General features: G+C 61.4%; 9 protein-coding genes. 2 read left to right on the top strand and 7 right to left on the bottom strand.

Features of this window, described 5'->3' with window-relative positions; translation table 11 throughout:
• Window positions 1-23: 23 nt before the first annotated feature.
• Window positions 24-3,308: a transglutaminase family protein gene (locus tag M5G17_RS04775; RefSeq protein ID WP_273891882.1), complete on the bottom strand. Its 3,285-nt coding sequence runs from the start codon at window positions 3,306-3,308 to the stop codon at window positions 24-26.
• Window positions 3,309-3,510: 202 nt separating this feature from the next.
• Complete coding sequence (locus tag M5G17_RS04780; RefSeq protein ID WP_273891883.1) at window positions 3,511-5,811, bottom strand: YgiQ family radical SAM protein; 2,301 nt, start codon at window positions 5,809-5,811, stop codon at window positions 3,511-3,513.
• Between the two features lie 166 nt (window positions 5,812-5,977).
• Between M5G17_RS04780 and M5G17_RS04785 the strand changes: the two genes are divergently transcribed.
• Together M5G17_RS04785 and M5G17_RS04790 are read left to right on the top strand one after the other, a co-directional pair.
• Complete coding sequence (locus M5G17_RS04785) at window positions 5,978-11,026, top strand: DUF6543 domain-containing protein (RefSeq protein WP_273891884.1); 5,049 nt, start codon at window positions 5,978-5,980, stop codon at window positions 11,024-11,026.
• Window positions 11,027-11,101: 75 nt separating this feature from the next.
• On the top strand, window positions 11,102-15,598 hold the full coding sequence (locus tag M5G17_RS04790) for a dermonecrotic toxin domain-containing protein (protein ID WP_273891885.1): 4,497 nt from the start codon (window positions 11,102-11,104) through the stop codon (window positions 15,596-15,598).
• A 31-nt stretch (window positions 15,599-15,629) separates the two neighbouring features.
• Here the strand turns inward: M5G17_RS04790 and dnaB are convergent, their stop codons facing one another.
• The 5 genes from dnaB to rpsF all read right to left on the bottom strand — a co-directional run bounded on the left by dnaB (window position 15,630) and on the right by rpsF (window position 19,226).
• Window positions 15,630-17,027: a replicative DNA helicase gene (dnaB, locus tag M5G17_RS04795; protein WP_130262875.1), complete on the bottom strand. Its 1,398-nt coding sequence runs from the start codon at window positions 17,025-17,027 to the stop codon at window positions 15,630-15,632.
• Between the two features lie 110 nt (window positions 17,028-17,137).
• On the bottom strand, window positions 17,138-17,584 hold the full coding sequence (gene rplI, locus M5G17_RS04800; RefSeq protein ID WP_045196876.1) for a 50S ribosomal protein L9: 447 nt from the start codon (window positions 17,582-17,584) through the stop codon (window positions 17,138-17,140).
• Between the two features lie 21 nt (window positions 17,585-17,605).
• Window positions 17,606-18,505: a hypothetical protein gene (locus M5G17_RS04805; RefSeq protein ID WP_273891886.1), complete on the bottom strand. Its 900-nt coding sequence runs from the start codon at window positions 18,503-18,505 to the stop codon at window positions 17,606-17,608.
• 36 nt (window positions 18,506-18,541) lie between these two features.
• Complete coding sequence (gene rpsR, locus M5G17_RS04810) at window positions 18,542-18,772, bottom strand: 30S ribosomal protein S18 (RefSeq protein ID WP_003171373.1); 231 nt, start codon at window positions 18,770-18,772, stop codon at window positions 18,542-18,544.
• A 28-nt stretch (window positions 18,773-18,800) separates the two neighbouring features.
• Window positions 18,801-19,226 (bottom strand): 30S ribosomal protein S6, encoded by a 426-nt coding sequence (rpsF, locus tag M5G17_RS04815; protein WP_010221605.1) that lies wholly within the window; start codon window positions 19,224-19,226, stop codon window positions 18,801-18,803.
• Between the last annotated feature and the right edge of the window lie 237 nt (window positions 19,227-19,463).

The raw sequence follows: 19,463 nt of genomic DNA on the forward strand, positions 1-19,463 counted from the left end.
CACAGGTCAGTTCAGAGTAGCGCTCAGCTGCGGCGCAAATCCAGGGTAAAGGGCAGTTCCGGATTCACCTGCGGCACAGGAATCTGTAGCACGCCTGGGCTATGACCGAGGCGGAAGAAGCGCGCCTGTCGCCGGCTCTGGGCCTCGTTGGCATTAACCGGCAGGGTGTCGTAATTGCGCCCACCGGGATGCGCCACATGGTACTGGCAACCGCCCAGCGAACGGCCCATCCAGGTGTCGAGCAGGTCGAACACCAGCGGTGCCTGCACCGCGATGGTCGGCTGCAAGCAATTGGCCGGCTGCCAGGCGCGATAGCGCACGGCGGCGACGAACTCGCCGACCCGGCCGGTGGGTTGCAAGGGTAGTGCACGACCATTGCAGGTCAGTTGGTAGCGTTCCGGCGGCAGGCCGCTGACCTTGACCTGCAGGCGCTCCAGCGACGAATCAACATAGCGCACGGTCGCTGCGCCACTGCCCTCCTCGCCCAGGACATGCCAGGGCTCCAGAGCCTGGCGCAGCTCCAGCCCGATACCGTTGACGGCATAATCACCGACCTTTGGAAAACGAAACTCCAGGTGCGCGGCAAACCACTCGGCACGCAACGGGTAGCCTGCGGCATTGAGCTCAACCAGCACATCGGCAAAGTCCTGCTCGATAAAGTGCGGCAGCATGAAACGGTCGTGCAGCTCGGTACCCCAACGGGCCAAGCGCTTGGGTGCGTAGGGCTCACGCCAGAAACGCGCGACCAGGGCGCGCAGCAGCAGTTGCTGGACCAGGCTCATGCGCGCATGGGGCGGCATCTCGAACGCGCGCAATTCCAACAAGCCCAAGCGCCCGGTCGGACCGTCGGGGGAGTACAGCTTGTCGATGCAGAACTCGGCGCGGTGGGTATTGCCGGTGACATCGATCAGCAGGTTGCGCAGCAGCCGGTCGACCAACCACGGCGGGCACTCCTCATCAGGTGCGGGCATCTGGGCGAAGGCGATCTCCAGTTCATAGAGCGCGTCGTTACGTGCTTCATCCACCCGTGGCGCCTGGGACGTCGGACCGATGAACAGGCCGGAAAACAGGTAAGACAACGATGGATGGTTATGCCAGTAGCTGATCAGGCTGCGCAGAAGGTCCGGGCGGCGCAGGAAGGGTGAGTCGGCCGGCGTGGCACCGCCGAGGACAAAATGATTGCCACCGCCAGTGCCGGTGTGACGGCCGTCGATCATGAACTTTTCGCTGCTCAAGCGCGTCAGGCGCGCCTGTTCGTAAAGAAATTCAGTGCGCTCCACCAGTTCGTCCCAAGTGGCCGAAGGCTGTACGTTGACCTCAATGACGCCCGGGTCGGGGGTGACCTTGAAATTGGCCAGACGCGGGTCGGCCGGCGGCTCGTAGCCTTCGAGGATAACCGGGCAATGCAGCTCGGCCGCAGTCGCCTCGATCACCGCGACCAGTTCAAGATAGTCCTCTAGCCGCGACAACGGCGGCATGAACAGGTACAAACGGCCCTCGCGCGGCTCGGCGCACAGCGCAGTAAGGGTCAGCCAGTGCGCCGAGGCATCGACTCCGGGGGCAGCACGTTCCTGCTCATCGACCGCCTGCCCGGCACTGGCCTTGAGCAGCTCATCACGGCCAGGCAAGTCGCCAAATGCCTGGTTGGGATCGGCTGGATGCACGTAGGGGTATTCAGCGGCCTTGACCCAGGGCTGCGCCGCCAGCGGCAAGCGATAGCCCAGCGCTGAATCACCAGGCACCAGGCGGCAATGCTCGTCACGCAGGTACCAACGCCCACTCTGCCAGCGTTGTTCGTCGGCGCTGCGGGCCAGCGGCAGCACCTGGCCAATGACCTTGTCCAGGCCCTGGGTGAACACCTTGCGCAGCCTCTCGCGCTCCATCTCGTCGTTCAGGCGCGTATCGTCGGGGCGCACATTGGACGGCAGGCCGCCCTCGCGCCACAGGTAATAGAGCTGGTCTTCATAAGCGGCGAAGACATAGCGCGGCGCCAGCTTCAGCCGCTCGGCGACACTGGCCAAAAAGCGCCCAGCCATGTCGCTGTCGGCGCCGAGGTCGTCCTTTTCATCGGCCAGCAATGCAGGGTTGCTCCACAGCGGTACTGCGTCGCGACGCCAGAAGCAGTTGAGCGACCAGCGCGGCAACTGCTCGCCCGGGTACCACTTGCCCTGGCCGAAGTGCACCAGGCCTTGGGGCGCGTAATGTTTATACAGGCGCTGGAACAGCTCAGCCGCCAGGCGCCGCTTGCTCGCCCCCAAGGCGGCGGTGTTCCACTCGGCGCCGTCAGGGTCGTCGACGGCAACGAAGGTCGGCTCGCCACCCATGGTCAGGCGTACATCCGCAGCTTTCAGGTCGCTATCGACCTGGCGCCCGAGGGCGACGATGGCCTGCCACTGCTCATCGCTGTAGGGCAGTGTCACCCGTGGCGATTCCCACAAGCGCTCGACCCTCATTTCATGTTGCAAGATGCACGCGCAGGGTTCGACCAGACCGCTGATCGGCGCGGCCGACGTCGGATCGGGGCTACAGGCCAATGGGATATGGCCTTCGCCGGCAAACAGCCCGGAGGTGGCGTCCAGGCCGATCCAGCCCGCCCCTGGCAGGTACACCTCGCACCAGGCATGCAAGTCGGTGAAGTCTTCTTCGGTACCGGACGGGCCGTCCAGCGACTTGATGTCGGCGCTCAGCTGAATCAGGTAGCCCGAGACGAAGCGTGCCGCCAACCCCAGATGGCGCAACAGCTGTACCAGCAGCCAGGCCGAGTCGCGGCAGGAGCCCGAGCCCAGCTCCAGGGTCTGTTCCGGGGTTTGCACGCCGGGTTCGAGGCGGATCAGGTAGCTGATGTCTTCGCTCAGACGCTGGTTGAGGGCAACCAGGAAGTCGACGCTGGCTTGCGGCTTGCGCTCGATGCCGTGCAGGTAGCTGGCGAACTTCGGGGTCAACGGCAGCTGTTCCAGATAAGGCATCAGCTCATGGCGTTCGTCACGGCCATAACTGAAGGGGATCTGCTCGGCATAGGGTTCGAGGAAGAAGTCGAATGGGTTGAACACGGCCATCTCGGCGACCAGGTCGACTTCCACGCGCAGGCTGTCGGCTTTCTCTGGGAACACCAGCCGCGCCAGGTAATTGCCCTGCGGATCCTGCTGCCAATTGATGAAGTGCCCGGCCGGCTGCACCTTCAGCCCATAGGAGAGAATCCGCGTACGGCTGTGAGCAGCCGGGCGCAGGCGCACGATTTGCGGGCCCAGTTCAACCGCACGGTCGTAGCGGTACTCGGTGACATGGTGCAAGGCGACATGAATCGACACGGCGGGCCTCCTGCGAGCCTGGGCGGTAGGGGAACCGCGCAAGACTTGTGCCATGGGCCCAGGCCTGCGGTTCCCCGCATGCAGCCCGCACAGTCGCAGCAAAAGCGCACCGTAGCGAGGCCGCCGTGCAAGCCTTGCACAGATTTGAGGCTTTGCCAGCGACGCAAACAAAAACGCCAGCCCGAAGGCTGGCGTTTCAGTGTTAGCGCGGCACCGCAGGCGGGCGTACGGGCTTTTTGCCCTTGCCGCCCTTGGCTGCTTCCTTACGCTCCTTGGCTGCCTGCTGGTTGCGGGCAAAGGCGGCAGCCTTGGCCTGTTCACGCTTGTCCCAGGGCTTGGCGCCGTCGCTTGCGCGTGGCGGCAGGCCAGTGTGCTGGGTCAGGATCTTCTGCTCTTTGGCCACCTTGTGGCTGCCGGCGGGCGTCGAGTTCTTGCGCCGGGCGCTCTGGTAGCTGTCGGTCGCTGGCTGGTGCAGCGGGATCAGTTGGTTCTTGCCCGGGCCGATCAGGTCGGCACGGCCCATGCGCTCCAGGGCTTCACGCAGCATCGGCCAGCCTTTTGGATCGTGGTAACGCAAGAAAGCTTTGTGCAGGCGGCGCTGCGCCTCGCTCTTGACGATGGTGACCGGGTCGCTCTTGTAGGTGACCTTGCGCAGCGGGTTCTTGCCCGAGTGGTACATGGCCGTGGCCGAGGCCATTGGCGAGGGGTAGAAGGCCTGCACCTGGTCGGCACGAAAACCGTTGCCCTTGAGCCACAGGGCCAGGTTCATCATGTCTTCGTCGGTGGTGCCCGGGTGCGCGGCGATGAAGTACGGGATCAGGTACTGCTCCTTGCCCGCCTCTTTCGAGTACTTCTCGAACATGCGCTTGAAGCGGTCATAGCTACCGATGCCCGGCTTCATCATCTGATTCAGCGGGCCTTCCTCGGTGTGCTCCGGGGCAATCTTCAGGTAGCCACCGACGTGGTGGGTCACCAGCTCCTTGACGTACTCCGGCGACTCTACCGCCAGGTCGTAACGCAGGCCCGAGGCAATCAGGATCTTCTTCACTCCCGGCAGGTCACGGGCGCTGCGGTACAGCTTGATCAATGCCGAGTGGTCGGTGTTGAGGTTCGGGCAGATGCCCGGGAACACGCACGATGGCTTGCGGCACGCCGATTCGATCTCGGGGCTCTTGCAGGCGATGCGGTACATGTTTGCGGTCGGGCCACCAAGGTCGGAGATGACCCCGGTAAAACCGGGAACCTTGTCACGAATCTCTTCGATCTCGCGAATGATCGACTCGTGCGAACGGTTCTGGATGATGCGCCCTTCGTGCTCGGTGATCGAGCAGAAGGTGCAGCCGCCGAAGCAGCCGCGCATGATGTTCACCGAGAAGCGGATCATGTCGTAGGCAGGGATTTTCTCCTTGCCATACGCCGGGTGCGGGATGCGCGCATAGGGCATGCCGAACACGTAGTCCATTTCTTCAGTGGTCATCGGAATGGGTGGCGCATTGAACCAGACGTCTACTTCGCCATGCTTCTGCACCAAGGCGCGGGCGTTACCTGGGTTGGTCTCCAGGTGCAGCACGCGGTTGGCGTGAGCATAAAGCACCGGGTCGTTACGGACCTTCTCGAACGATGGCAGGCGGATGACCGTCTTGTCACGGGTCATGCGCGGGCTGGCAAGGATCTGCACGACCTTGGCTTCGTTCGGGTCTTCGACCTCGCCCTTCTCCTGCTCGATGGCGCAGGCTTGGGTGTCCTGGGTGTTGACGTACGGGTTGATGATCTTGTCGATCTTGCCCGGACGGTCGATACGGGTCGAGTCGACCTCATACCAGCCTTGCGGCGTGTCACGGCGCACAAAAGCCGTGCCGCGAATGTCGGTGATGCTCTCGATCGACTCGCCGAACGACAGGCGCTGGGCTACCTCGACAATGGCCCGCTCGGCGTTGCCGTACAACAGGATGTCGGCGCAGGCGTCGATCAGGATCGAATGACGGACCTTGTCCTGCCAGTAGTCGTAGTGAGCGATACGGCGCAGGGAGGCTTCGATGCCGCCGAGGACGATCGGCACATGCTTGTAGGCTTCCTTGCAACGCTGGCTGTAGACCAGGCTGGCGCGGTCCGGACGCTTGCCGGCCAGGCCGCCCGGGGTATAGGCGTCGTCGGAGCGGATCTTCTTGTCGGCGGTGTAGCGGTTGATCATCGAGTCCATGTTGCCGGCCGCGACGCCGAAGAACAGGTTCGGCTCGCCGAGCTTCATGAAGTCATCTTTGGACTGCCAGTTCGGCTGGGCAATGATGCCCACGCGAAACCCCTGGGCTTCCAGCAGACGGCCGATAATGGCCATGCCAAACGACGGATGGTCGACGTAGGCATCACCGGTCACGATGATGATGTCGCAGGAATCCCAGCCGAGCTGATCCATCTCCTCCCTGCTCATTGGCAGGAACGGCGCTGGCCCGAAGCATTCGGCCCAGTACTTGGGATAGTCGAAAAGTGGTTTGGCTGCTTGCATGTCAGTGACCGGTGGCTAATCGATGAAAAATCGCGGGCGCGGAATATAGCACAAATTTTGACCAAATCCGACGGTGATAGTCGGATTCCCCCCAGACATATCTATCACCTGCCCTGGTCGCGGCTGCGCTCTGATCGGTTCTCACTTTCGATGAGATAGCCAAACCATGTCAGATATACACAGCAACGACTCGTCTGCCCGTAGCGAAGACTATGTTCAGTCCGGTGCAACCCGTGAAGACAGCAGGACCCTGCAATGGATTGTCGAGCAAACCCAGAACGCCCTGCGGACCCTGTCGCCGGACGACAAGACGCGCTTCAAGCAACTGTGCCTGGATTTGCCAGGGCATGAAGCCGAGCTGGTCCGGGGTTTACAGGCCTTCACCGAGGCCGTCGAGACAGACGGCAAGCGCCGCCTGGCCGGAGCGCTTACCGCTTATCTGGGGCGCCCAGTGGATGTACTACAGACCCGTTTGACCACGCGTTACTCGTCACGGCCACGGCGTGAGGCGCAAGTAACCGAAACCGAAACCACAGACACTCTGTGGAACGTTGCCCGCAGCAACTTCGGCTTTCACCTGGGGCGCCGCTGGAGCCTGGCGGCCGGCCAGGCGTTTCACGCAGCCAGCAGCATCGTTGAGCCCGGCATACCCGCGAACGGCAAGCCACTGACCACCGAGGACCTGGTTCAGGTCGCACGTTCGCTGGACCTGGGCAAGCACTTCCAGCACTACTTCGACCAGCATTACAACGCCCGGATCAAACCCCTCCTGACCACCTGCATGACGGTAAAACTGAAACTGGCGATACTCGAAGCGCTGCGTCAGGGCGACATCAGCGTGCTGGAAAAAAACACCCTGCAAGCGACCTTGAACGACAAAAGGTACGACTGGACGGCCTATGCTTTGTCTTTCGCCGGAACCCATGCGGCGATTGGCTTGTACATCCGACGTTTCGAGTCGCTACCCTCCTCACCGACCTTCAGCTACTTTCCGGGACGCCCGCAAGGCGAGCTGTTGCGTCACGCCTCGGTGGAGGGTGCCCTGGTGTCGATACGCGAAACGTTACGCCAGGCCGCGCAACTCAGCAACAGCCCCTGGTTCCTGCATCACTTGAGCATCAGCGATCAGCTCAGGTTGCACCAGCACCTCAGCACGCCCCCGACCGATCCCGCCGGGCTGAACTGGCTGGCCAGCCAGCTATATGCCTGGTTCGGGGCTGACACTGCGCCGGGCCTGCGCTTGCAGCTGGAGCCTGCTGGCCAGGGCGATGCGCTGTTGACCGTGCTGTGCAATCGTCAGTTGCTGAAGTTCCATGCCGACCTGATCAAGGACTACCGGACCGTCGCCGATGTCGACCATCAAACCTGGCTGGACGGTCTCACGCTGATCATCAGCGAGGTCGTCGAGTTGCTGACCATCGCTGTTCCCGGGGGCGTACTGGGGGTCAACCGGCTGATGCTGGCCGCCTCGTTCGGGGCACTGGGCTACCAGAGCATCAGCGCCATCCAGGCCCTGCAGCAAGGGGAGCGCAGTGCGTTCATCCAGGCCATGGCAGATATCATCGACCTTGCGATCAGTGCGGCCTTGCAAGGTACCGCCGCACGTCTATCGGCGCGGCGCAAGCGCGGCCTTATCAGGGACCTGCGCAATCCGACGCAGTACACCACCGAGACGCAAACCACAGCACTCAGGTGGTCAAGCAAGCCCACAACACTGGCTCAACCAGTGGCCGGGCTCAGCGACGCACAACTGCTGAAGACGATGTTGTCGCCCGAACTCCCCACTTTCAGCGACCACTCCTTGACCCGCATACTCCAGCACACCGGAGTGCAGCGCCGTGCGCTGGAAGCGATCTGGGCCGGCAGCGCCGACTCGAACTGGGCCCTGCGCGATGTCATCGACGGGTTTCAATTGCGTCAACGCCTCGACAACCTGGCCAACGCGCTGGCAAACGGTGTCGATACGCTGCCAGACATCGCCGATCAGGTGTTGCCCCGCCTGCTGGCCCACCGGGCCAACGCAAGAGTGCGTCTCTACGGTACCGACAAGAGCACCCTGCTAGGTCAGTACGAGCCGGCAACCCCAGCCGCTGGTCGCGCCCCTGACCTGGTGCTGATCCGCCACAGCGCCAATCGCTATGCCACCTACTTTCAACCTGACAGTGCGGGCTTACCCTTGCTGTCGACCGCGCTGAAGGAACATGAACGCCTGAATCCGCGCAGTATGCTGGGCAAGCAGCACGACTATGACCGTGATGGTCACTTCCACAATCGCCTGGACCATTTGCGCAGCCAGCTCTTCGATGACTTCAAGCGCCAGCAGCGCGCTGTCTATGCAGTGATCCAGGACGACCGTCCGCGTACCGACCTGGATCCTGAGCAGTTCGCCTTCACCCTCGCCCGCAGCGCCCCGCTGACCGCCGCCGCCAGGCAGGCGCAAAATGAACTGCTGCAACGCTTCCCTGACCTTTCGGAAACTGCCGCCGCACAGATTATCCATGAGTTCCCCAACCAACCGCCGCGTCCAGGTACCAGCCTGACCCCGGCCCAGTGGTCGAGAATCAATGAGGTCCGCATCCAGAGCCGGATGTACCGCGCCTTCGCCGCCCTGGAAGACCCGTCGAGCCGCGACCTGAACAGAGACGCCGAGGCGCTGTTCGGTCATCTGCTGACCTGTTTTCCCGATTGGCCAGAAAACCTCGGCATCCGTATTTATGAAGGGGTCAGCATAGGTAACGAGCTGAACAAGGGTGACCACCTACTGGCACAATACGGCGATGACGCCGCCACCCAGTTCATTACGCTGGTCAGGCACAACGGCCTGTACACCGGCTACAAAGCCTCCGACGGCGCAGTGTTCTCTGCCTATCCTGGCGAGAACAACCTGGTTTGCGCCTGCCTGCGCACCCTCGACGATGATCAGCGCAAGGCACTGGAGTATGGCCTGCATGACAGCGCGGCGCTGGCCACAAGTATTGTCGACGGTGCACTCGCGCACCCTGAAACCTGGGCCGAACTTCTCACCGAAGACCCGACCTACAGTCTGAGCAGCACCCGGCTGAGCGCCTTCACCACCTCGGTAGCCCTGAGCGCCAACAGCCTGGCGAGCGAGGGTGTCTACAAGCTCGACGGCAAACGTTACATCAGCCATACCGGCCAGACGTACCAGGTGCTCAAGGACGAAGACGCCTCATCGCCCACCCGTTCGATCTGGCGCATCGTCCGGCCACAGGACCCGGTGGCGCAGGACAGTGCCAATCGCTACGTAGCCACAAGGGTCGGGCGCAGCGAGGCGGTAACTCGCGACAGCCAGGGAACCTGGCGCGGTATCGCCACTGGGGGGCGCGGAGGCATGAAGCCCACACAGGCCAGGACTGCTTATAAAGAGCAGCGTCTTCTCGATAAAGTGACGAGCGCTGATGAAGCCATTTTCGAAGGCTTGAAAAAAGTGGAGATCCTGAACGAGCAGCTGCAGAAAAGCCCGGCCAACCGCCCCGACTTTCGCCAGATGCTGCTCGAACGCTATACCGTGGAACGCGATCGGGTATACGCCTTGCATTACGAGAATCTGAACTACTTAAAAAAGCACGAGAATACGCTGACCAAATCCCAGAACCATCGCGTCACGCTGTTCAGTCGCTGGGCAGCCGAGCTGTTGACTCTGGCCGATCTCTACACCAAGAACATAGGCCTCGAAGTTTTCCTTCTGAACGCTCAGGTCGAGAGGCTCGGTGCCCTGGACCCGGTCAGGAACGCGACGAACTATGTCACCCTTAATCGTGCTTACCTCAAAACGTTCCAGACGCAGCTCTTGAACTGCATACAGCGTGAGCAAACCATCGCCAGCTTTACCGAGGTATTGGCAAAGCTTGAACAGTACCAACATGACGAGGGGGGACAAGACGCTCTGGCTTTTCTCCGTGACGAGTTCACCCAACTGCAGCGCGAGGGTCCCTCGTCATCGAATGCTGTCAGAGCTAGCCTGATCTACTTCCACTGCAATTTACTCATTTCTGGCGATAACCTGTTTGACCCTGAGCTCGCCGTGCCCCGTATCAATGTCAACTTCCTGTCCGCCAGGGTCCGGTTGCTTGCGACCACACTGGACGATGTACGGAGCATGCCCAACCAACAGCAGTTGAGCGTTCTGGAGTACATCCACAGCCAACTCGCAGCCTACCGCCAACAGGCCCAGACACTCAATACAACCCTTGGCACCGCACTCGACAGCGAGCACGGACAAGCGGTCATCGAACACCTCGAGAGCCTGCAGTCGTCCGTCGACGAGCAAGCACTTGCGGCCTTCGCCTCCTCAACCGCGAGTGACCACCCCGAGCGCGGCAGCGACTTCATCGACTTCGATTTCATTCCACCACAAGGCCCGGGCACGAGCACAACCGCCAGGCCTAAAGGCAAGAAAATCATTCGTGCTCACGGCCGCTTCGGCGACACCTTCATCACCGGGGAAGTGGACGCCAGCAATGCCGACACAGTGCATGTGGTTTCCGAAACGACCCAACAACCCATTGCCACTTACGAAAAAGTGAACAACCGCTGGACCCGTAAGAAAAACGTGCCTTCGCCACGGACCGACTACAGCAAGCTGGACACTGAAGCCCAAGCGCTTCTGGCAACTGTTCAAGCAACGCTGGATCGAGCCAACGCCCGCGCCGCCAGCAAAGACCATCCGGCCAACATCAGTGAATTTCTCGAACACGAAGCTGACAAGCTCAAGGAAAGCGCCCAACTCCTGGGGCGCGAGCCCAACAGCCGGTACAAGGACCTCGTCGCCTCGCTTGAGCAGCAGGCAGAAATACTGCTCGACCACGATAAAATCCTGATGATCAAGGCGTACAAAAACAAGCAGCACCTGAGCATTCCCCGCTTGCGGTACTTGATCGAACAGGATGAGGTCACGGTGACGCAAAAGCAGACACGAGTAAAACTCAAGGGCCATTATCTGGATACCTACCATATCCACGACCGACATGGCGCGAAGGAAGCACTCTGGGCGGCGCACTTCCACTATCCCGAAGTCGACACCGCGCCACTTGACTTCGAGGCCAAAGCCGGGCATCTCAAGCGTCTGGACCAGGAGAAGCTCGGCCAAGCCTCCCAGGCCAGCCAAGAGCACGCTGGGGAACTCATCACACCGATCTGGCGGGCAGCCATTGACTTGAAAACCGCTGCCGAACTGTTCGCACTCTCCAGCTGACCTACATATCTATCGCATGCCCACCCTGGTACTGCGCTCTGATCAGGCTTTCGCCTCAACAAGGAAGCCTGATCAATGCCCTCTACCGACACCCCCCCCGGAACCGCCAGCAATGGCCTGCAGCGCTGGAGCGATCGCCTGACCCTGGAGCTGATCGAAGCGCAGTTCGACAGCGCCTTCGAACAACTGGACCAGGCCGAGCGCGAGCAGTACCTGGCCCTGTCACGCCAGGTCGAGCAACACCGACTGGCGCTGGCTCAGGCCCTGGCGCAGTGGCGCCAGGACTTCGAGCAACACGCCCTACGCGACCTGCGCGCACACCTTGTGCAGCACAGCGGCCTGGCGCTTGACCCACTGACGACCTATCTGCACACCTACTCCCTGGAAGTCGGGCCCGAACCACCGTACAAAGAAGTGGAACACCTGCAAACCCGCACCTTGTGGCAGGCCGCCCTGGACAACTTCGGCTTCAACATCAGCTTGCAGAGTGGTTCCGGGCTTGAGTTCATCAACGCCAGCAGCATCAACAACCAGGCTGGCGGTGGACGGCATAAACAACTGGCGGTAAGCACCTTCGTCGCCATCGTGCGCGAGCTGAATCTGGGCGCTCGCTTACAGCAGCACATCCGCCAGACCCTGACGCAACAACTGGCCGCCGCTTCGCGTAATTACCATCGCGCCCTGTTGCGCCTTGCACTGCTGGATGCCTATCGACAAACCCACGACCATCAGTTCAATCGCGAACAGCTGCAACGATTGGCCCAGGCCCTCGAGCATCCAGGTGCCGTGCAATGGAAGTACTTCAATCTGAAGTTGCCTGACAGCGTGCTGGAGCATGTTCTGCGCTGGCTTCCGGATGCGGGCCTGCTCAAGCATGTCCATCGACAGCTTGCCCAACTGCCGTTCGAGCGCCTGCAGCGGACCTTGCTGGACAACCAACTGCCCCTGCCGTTCTACATCATCAACCTCGACGATGCCATCTTCAGCTATTTTCCCGAGCGCCCGGGTGGCGCCTGGCGTGTCCATGAGTCGGTCAGCGCCGCTCGCACCGGGTTACTGGAGCAAATTCAACTGACGCAAAGCAGCCAGCAGCTCGGCTGGCTGCAACGCTGGCTGGCGGTGGCCCTGCAACAGAAGCTCAGCGTATTTCTAAAGCCCGTCGAGGTTGACCGCGAACAATTGAACTGGCTGGCCCGCAGGCTTCACGACAGTTTCGCCAGTGCGCCGTCCACCGCCCAGCTGGAACTCATCGAAAGCCCCGACAGCCCCTGGCGCCAGCTATCGCTGCTGGACATGCTGGGCCGTGAGCAGCATCTGACGATTGCCACGGACCTGGCGCTGATGGCCAGTACCAACAACAGCGTCGACTTCCAGACCTTCAGCCGCGGTTTTTTGTTTGTGATCAGTGAAGTGCTGCAACTGCTCACCCTGCCCGCGCCGGGCGGTGTAACAGGCCTGTCCCGGGTGATGCTGGCCGCGACGCTGGGCAGCCTGGGGCTACAGAGCGTCTCGGCGCTCCAGGCGCTGTCGAGCGGGCACAGCGAGCAGGCCGTGCAGGCGCTGGCCGATGTCGCCGACCTGTTGATCGGAGCAAAGGTACAAGGCATCGGCGTACGGCTTTCGGCACAGCGCAGCAGGCAGTTGGTCGCCGCGCTGGGCCACTCGCCGAGGCTGACGCAGCGAGTGACGGTACAACTGCAAGCCGCTTCCTGGAGCGATACCCGGTTGCTGGAACACCTGCTGCCCTGGGACCGCGAGATGTCTACACAGGACATTGCCCAAGTCACCCGCCTGGCGGGGGTATCACGCCAACAACTGGAGAGCGCCTGGCGCCACGGCAGTGAACTGCCCTGGCCAGTACAGACCCTGCTGGCCCTGCAAGGTCACGCGGGCCAACCCGCACTAAGCCGTGAGCTGGCCCGGCGCTTTCCCGGCCTCGCACCGGCGGCGGCGCGCCAGTTGGTCGAACGCTACCCACAGCTGCGCGACCTGAACAATGACACGCTGATTGATCCGCCAGCCGCTGCCGCCTTGCTCGATCACCAGGCGCAAAGCCGGATCCTGCACGCACTCTGGCTGCTCGACGGCCACAATGACACGGCTGGCCGCGATATCGAGGCCCTCACCTGCCAACTGATCACCTGCCTGGACGCCTGGCCCGGCGAACTTGGCATCCGCATCGAAGAAGACCTGGCAGCCCCACCCGGCAAGTCGTTCTATCCTGCCAGTGCTTGGCAAGACTACGGCCCACAAGACAGCACTCGAGCACTGCAATTGAGTCGCACCGGCCAACGCTATCAAAGCACTAATGATTCACCGCCGGCATCCTTGCTGGACTGCCTGCTCGAACACATGCCCGAGGTCGCCCGGCACTTCACCGACAGCGCCCAACTGAGCGCGCAGTTGCTGCGCATCGCCTTGCGCGAGCGCGATAACCTGGATGCGCTGCTGGCCCCTGCGCCCTTGCAAGGGGTTTCGGCTCAACGCCTGTCACCAGCAACCCAAGCCATTGCAGCCACGCAGCCGGTGGTCAATGGACAAGTGCTCATCGACGGCCAGCCCCATGCCGTGATCCAGGGCGCGGCCTATCCCATCCGTCCCGATCCACAGGCCTCGACCTTGCGCCAACCGGTGTGGCGCCTGATCGACAGGCTGCATCCGCACACCCCGGGTGCCGCCGTGCTGTGCTACCGCAATCAATGGTATTACACGCCGTTGCCCGGCAGTGCCGGCATGCGCCGTGGCCGTCTTGACGAAATTCGCCGGCGCAACCAGGAGCAAGCCAACGCAGCGCAACAAGCCCGGCAAAGCCAGCAGTTGCAACAACAACGTTTGCTGCAAGACGTTAATCGGCGCATGGACGAAGCAGCCAAACAAATGGCTATCGCCCAGCGCCGAGTCACTGCAGCCGAGGAAAACACCGAGCAACAACAAGAAGCTGTCGGCGCGCTGGTGACCATTTACTGGAAGATCATCTCCCTGACCACGGAAAAAATTCAGCTGTTCGAGACCCAGGAAGCCAGCCAGGTGCGCGCCCCCCTGGTACAGATGCACCTGTACCGTATGAGCTGCCTGGAGAAAATAATCCTGAGCCTGGACCTGGGCTTTGATCAGATCGCCGAAGACTTGCTGGTCGATCCCCACCAGGGCGAACAAGCCCTCTACCGCTACCAGCATCAGGAGCTGCTCAAACAACTCGAAGCCAAGCGTCCCTTCCTCAGCAAGCATGAAGGTTACCTTGAGGAATTGCACCGCAAGCTGCCAGGTGCCGATACCACATCCGCTATCAGCAAACACCGCGAACGCTTTCCCAATACGCCAAGCCTGCTCAATAGCGCTGTGATCATGTTCAGACTGGAGCTGTTGGTGATTGGCGACCCAGCCGACGCCACAGCACCGGTGCGTTTCAATGCCGACATCGCTACCAGCCTGATCCGCTTTCACGACATCTTCGTGGCCCTGAACGAATCCGACAGCGTTCCATCTGACTACCGCATGGCGTTGCTGGCAGACCTGCACAGTCAACTGGAACACCAGCGTGGCGCACTGCCCCCCCTGTTTGGAGACCTCTCTTCGCGAGAAAAAGCCCACTTGAAGGATGTGCTGGAGCTGTTGGGTAAATTCGAGCAACAGCTGCAGGAGGACCTCGCCAGGCTCTACCAATCGCTGCCCACCAATGAGCTATTAAGCCTTGATCCACAAGCGCCGGACTACGACTTTTTACCCACCCAGCCAGTGGCCGGGACAAAACCACAGCCGCGGCGCAAACGCCTGATCCGGGTCAGGCAATCCGGCACCTGCGTACTCAAGCTCGGCGAAACGCGGGTTGACGACAACGGCCAGGAAACGGTCGAGATCGCCGCCGCCAACGACACGGCCCGGATGCAGACCTATCGCCACAACCGCGGCAGCTGGCAGCGCGTCCGCTCGCACCCGCGTCCGGGGCAAACCGATGCGGGCGAACAAGCACGCGCGCTGGTGGCCGGAGTCGGCGAACATCTGGAAAGGGCCCGGCGCGACACCGAGCGCAAAGACAATCCGACCAGCATTATCGAACGGCTGGAACAGCGGGCGGAGGAGCTGGATGAACTTATCGAACACCTCGACAGGCGCGATGCCTCTTTGCCCGAACAGGTGCGCGAAGCGGCGCAGCGCCTGCGCCAACAGGGCGAAACCCTGCGCATCGAGCAATACAAGGACAAGGACAATCTGGACATCAATCGGCTGCTGTACTTGCTGGAGCAGCGCCAGGTGACGGTCTACAAGGCTCGCGCCCGCGCACCGCGTGGCAAGGGCCAGAACAAACACTTTCTCGATGTGTATGAAATAAGGGATGCCCAGGGCCAACACTCGCCCTTATGGGAAGCGCACTTTCACTACGATGCCAGGACGACTCGGGACGAGCAGTTCCAGATCAGAGGGGGGCACTTGAAAACCCTGGCGCAAAGCCGTCTAGGCGCGGACAGCCAGGCCCAGGACGAACGCGAAGGCCTTGCGCACAAACCGATCTGGCGCGCCGCCTTCAGCCCGCAAGCGGCTCGCCTGCTGTTTGCGGCGGTGCAGCCCGACTGAAGGCGCAACGCCGGTCGTGAGCGGCCGGCGTTTACTCGTCGTCGTCGAAGTTGTAGCTGCCCGGCGCCAGGTTCTCGAAACGCGTGTACTTGCCGATGAAGGCCAGGCGAATAAAACCGATCGGGCCGTTCCGCTGCTTGCCGATGATGATCTCGGCAATGCCTTTGTGTTCGGTCTCCGGGTGGTACACCTCGTCGCGGTAGACGAACATGATCACGTCGGCGTCCTGCTCGATTGCACCCGATTCACGCAAGTCGGAGTTCACCGGGCGCTTGTTCGGCCGCTGTTCGAGGGAGCGGTTGAGCTGCGACAGAGCCACCACCGGGCAGTTGAACTCTTTGGCCAGGGCCTTGAGCGAGCGGGAGATCTCGGAAATCTCGTTGGTGCGGTTATCACCGCTGGAACCCGGGATCTGCATCAGTTGCAGGTAGTCGATCATGATCAGGCCGACCTCGCCGTGCTCGCGTACCAGCCGCCGGGTGCGCGCACGCATCTCCGAGGGGCTGATCCCAGCGGTATCGTCGATGAACAGCTTGCGGTCGTTGAGCAGGTTGACCGCCGAGGTCAGGCGTGGCCAGTCATCGTCTTCAAGCTGACCGGAACGCACCTTGGTCTGGTCGATACGGCCAAGCGAAGAGAGCATACGCATGATCAGCGATTCGCCTGGCATCTCCAGGGAGTACACCAGCACCGCCTTGTCGCTGCGCAGCACCGCGTTCTCCACCAGGTTCATGGCGAAGGTGGTCTTACCCATCGACGGACGACCGGCGACGATGATCAGGTCGGCAGGCTGCAGGCCGCTGGTTTTCTCATCGAGGTCGGTGTAGCCGGTGGACAGCCCGGTGATCGCGCTGTCGGTGTTGAACAGCGTGTCGATACGGTCGATGGCTTTGGTCAGCAGGTCGTTGACGCCCACCGGCCCACCGGTTTTCGGCCGCGCTTCAGCGATCTGGAAGATCTGCCGTTCGGCCTCGTCAAGGATCTCCGCAGCATTGCGCCCCTGGGGGTTGAAGGCGCTGTCGGCGATCTCGCTGCTGATGCTGATCAGCTGACGCAAGGTCGCCCGCTCACGAATGATTGCGGCATAAGCCTTGATGTTGGCCACCGACGGGGTGTTCTTGGCCAACTCGCCCAGGTAGCCCAGGCCGCCGATTTGCGAGCTGACGCCTTCCTTGTCCAGTTGCTCGTGCAGGGTCACCACGTCGAACGGGGCGTTCAGGTCGGCGAGCTTGTGAATGGCGCGGAAAATCAGGCGGTGGTCATGTCGATAGAAATCGCCGTCCGAAACTTGATCGAGCACGCGCTCCCAGGCGTTGTTGTCCAGCATCAAGCCACCGAGCACGGCCTGCTCGGCCTCGATGGAATGCGGCGGCACCTTCAGGGCAGCAGTTTGCAGATCATATTGCTCGGGGGCGGATATCTCGTTCATGGCCACGCAGGAATCAGGGTGATGAAAAAAACAAAGGGCACGACCTGCAAAGCAGGATCGTGCCCGATGTTAACCGGCTGGCACTCAAGGTGCCAGCCGATAGGTACAGCTTAGGCTGCGACAACAACCACGCGAACGGTGGCTTCAACGTCGCTGTGCAGGTGCACGGCAACGTCGTATTCGCCGACGTTACGGATGGTGCCGTTCGGCAGACGAACTTCAGCCTTGGCCACTTCAACGCCGGAGGCGGTCAGGGCGTCAGCGATGTCGTGGGTGCCGATCGAACCGAACAGCTTGCCTTCGTCACCGGCGGTGGCAGTGATGGTCACTTCCAGCTCAGCCAGTTGGGCAGCGCGAGTTTCGGCCGAAGCTTTTTTCTCTGCAGCCAGTTTTTCCAGCTCAGCGCGACGCTCTTCGAACGCAGCCAGGTTGGCAGCGGTCGCAGCGGTGGCTTTGCCGAATGGCAGCAGGAAGTTACGACCGTAACCGGCCTTAACATTTACCTTATCGCCCAGGTTGCCCAGGTTGGCGACTTTTTCCAGCAGGATCAGTTCCATTTGGTAATAACCTCTTAACTTTTAACCTTCACCGTTCGCGGAATCGTTATCGGCACCTTTTGGGGGCGCCTTGCGACCGCGAAAATCAATCAGGCTGTCGACAATGGCCAGGACCACGAGCAACGGATAAATCAGCTGCATGAACAGCAACAGCGTCACGTACAACCCGACCAGCCAGAACTTGGCCAATCGACCTTGCGCCACCAGCCCATGCATCAGGGCAAGCCCTGCAAACATCAGCGGTACGCTGCACAGCGGCGTCAACATCGCCAGTTCAGGACCGAAATTCGGCCCCACCAGCATGAGCACCAACAGCACCAGCGCCGGCACCAGGGGGAGCCTGACCGCTTGAAACTCGCGACCAAAACCACCCGGGTTATACAACAACGCCTGCCAGTAACGACCCAACATCAGGGCCAACACACTGACGGCTTGCAACAACGCCGCTATCAGGCCAACGAGCACGGGTGCGATAAGGCTACCCAGGCGGGCCCGCTCCTCTACCGATAACTGTTGATAGAGACCGTCGAGCATCTGCGGCAGGGCTTTTTCAAGCGCTCCAGCCAGAGCTTCAATCGGTTCGCGGAACACCGAACCCAGTACAACCCCATACACCAGGCCCATGCCGATGCTGAACAACAGCACCCGGTTCCAGGACTGCCCGGCGCGCAACAGCGCAGCCAGACCCAGCGTACCCAGCAACACCATCAAGGTGCGCGGCTCACCGAAGAACCACCAGGCCATCGCCGGCAATAACGCCCAAGCGAGGACACCGGAGGCGTCCTTGAAACCGCGCCGCAGGAACACCAGGCTCCCGGCGGCGGCACTTAACCAGAACAACAGCGGCAATGCCGCACAACCCACCACCACGAGGGCGGCTTGCACGCGACCGCGCATGATGAAATCAGCCAAGGCGCGCATGCATTCTATCCTTTGCTACTTGTCGACGACCCGGTCTCAGCGGCCGTGGCTGTCGGTGTAGGCCAGCAGGGCCAGGAAGCGGGCGCGCTTGATAGCGGTAGCCAGCTGACGCTGATAACGAGCTTTGGTACCGGTGATACGGCTTGGAACGATTTTGCCGGTTTCGGATACATAAGCTTTCAGGGTGTTGAGATCTTTGTAATCGATCTCTTTCACTTCTTCAGCAGTGAAGCGGCAGAATTTACGACGACGGAAGAAACGTGCCATGTAATAGGCTCCTCAAAAGGTCCGTGGATTACTCGTCAGCGTTATCGCTGTTGTCGCTGTCATTGCTGTCGTCGCCATCGGCGCTGTCAGCATGCTCAGGACGGTCGCGACGCTCACGGCGCTCACTGCGGTTCTCTTCAGCCTTGAGCATCTCGGACTGGCCGGTAACGGCTTCGTCGCGACGGATGACCAGGTTACGGATCACGGCATCGTTGTAGCGGAAGTTGTCTTCCAGCTCGGCCAGGGCCTTGCCGGTGCACTCAACGTTCAGCATCACGTAGTGAGCCTTGTGAACATTGTTGATTGCGTAGGCCAGTTGACGACGGCCCCAGTCTTCCAGACGGTGGATTTTGCCGCCGTCTTCTTCGATCAGCTTGGTGTAACGCTCAACCATGCCGCCGACTTGCTCGCTCTGGTCAGGGTGGACCAGAAAGATGATTTCGTAATGACGCATGAATGCTCCTTACGGGTTGTAGTCTGCCACCAGGGTGGTCAGACAAGGAGTGAATGACACTTGTATGTCTTGCCCCGGGAAAAGGCGCGTGAACGCCTGCCAACACGGCAAGGGGCGCAATTGTAGAGAAGCGCCGAAGGACAAGCAAGGTAATTGGTGAATTATTGAGCAGTTACAAAAGCTTCGCGGGGCAAGCCCGCTCCCACAGGGTCAACACAATCCCTGTGGGAGATTCTA

The organism is Pseudomonas rubra (assembly GCF_028656935.1).
Classification (GTDB): Bacteria; Pseudomonadota; Gammaproteobacteria; order Pseudomonadales; family Pseudomonadaceae; genus Aquipseudomonas; species Aquipseudomonas rubra.

Bases quoted from the DNA above. Each gene is read 5' to 3' on its own strand.
- M5G17_RS04780 (WP_273891883.1), bottom strand. From the start codon at position 5,811: ATGCAAGCAGCCAAACCACTTTTCGACTATCCCAAGTACTGGGCCGAA.
- M5G17_RS04785 (WP_273891884.1), top strand. From the start codon at position 5,978: ATGTCAGATATACACAGCAACGACTCGTCTGCCCGTAGCGAAGACTAT.
- M5G17_RS04790 (WP_273891885.1), top strand. From the start codon at position 11,102: ATGCCCTCTACCGACACCCCCCCCGGAACCGCCAGCAATGGCCTGCAG.
- dnaB (WP_130262875.1), bottom strand. From the start codon at position 17,027: ATGAACGAGATATCCGCCCCCGAGCAATATGATCTGCAAACTGCTGCC.
- rplI (WP_045196876.1), bottom strand. From the start codon at position 17,584: ATGGAACTGATCCTGCTGGAAAAAGTCGCCAACCTGGGCAACCTGGGC.
- M5G17_RS04805 (WP_273891886.1), bottom strand. From the start codon at position 18,505: ATGCGCGCCTTGGCTGATTTCATCATGCGCGGTCGCGTGCAAGCCGCC.
- rpsR (WP_003171373.1), bottom strand. From the start codon at position 18,772: ATGGCACGTTTCTTCCGTCGTCGTAAATTCTGCCGCTTCACTGCTGAA.
- rpsF (WP_010221605.1), bottom strand. From the start codon at position 19,226: ATGCGTCATTACGAAATCATCTTTCTGGTCCACCCTGACCAGAGCGAG.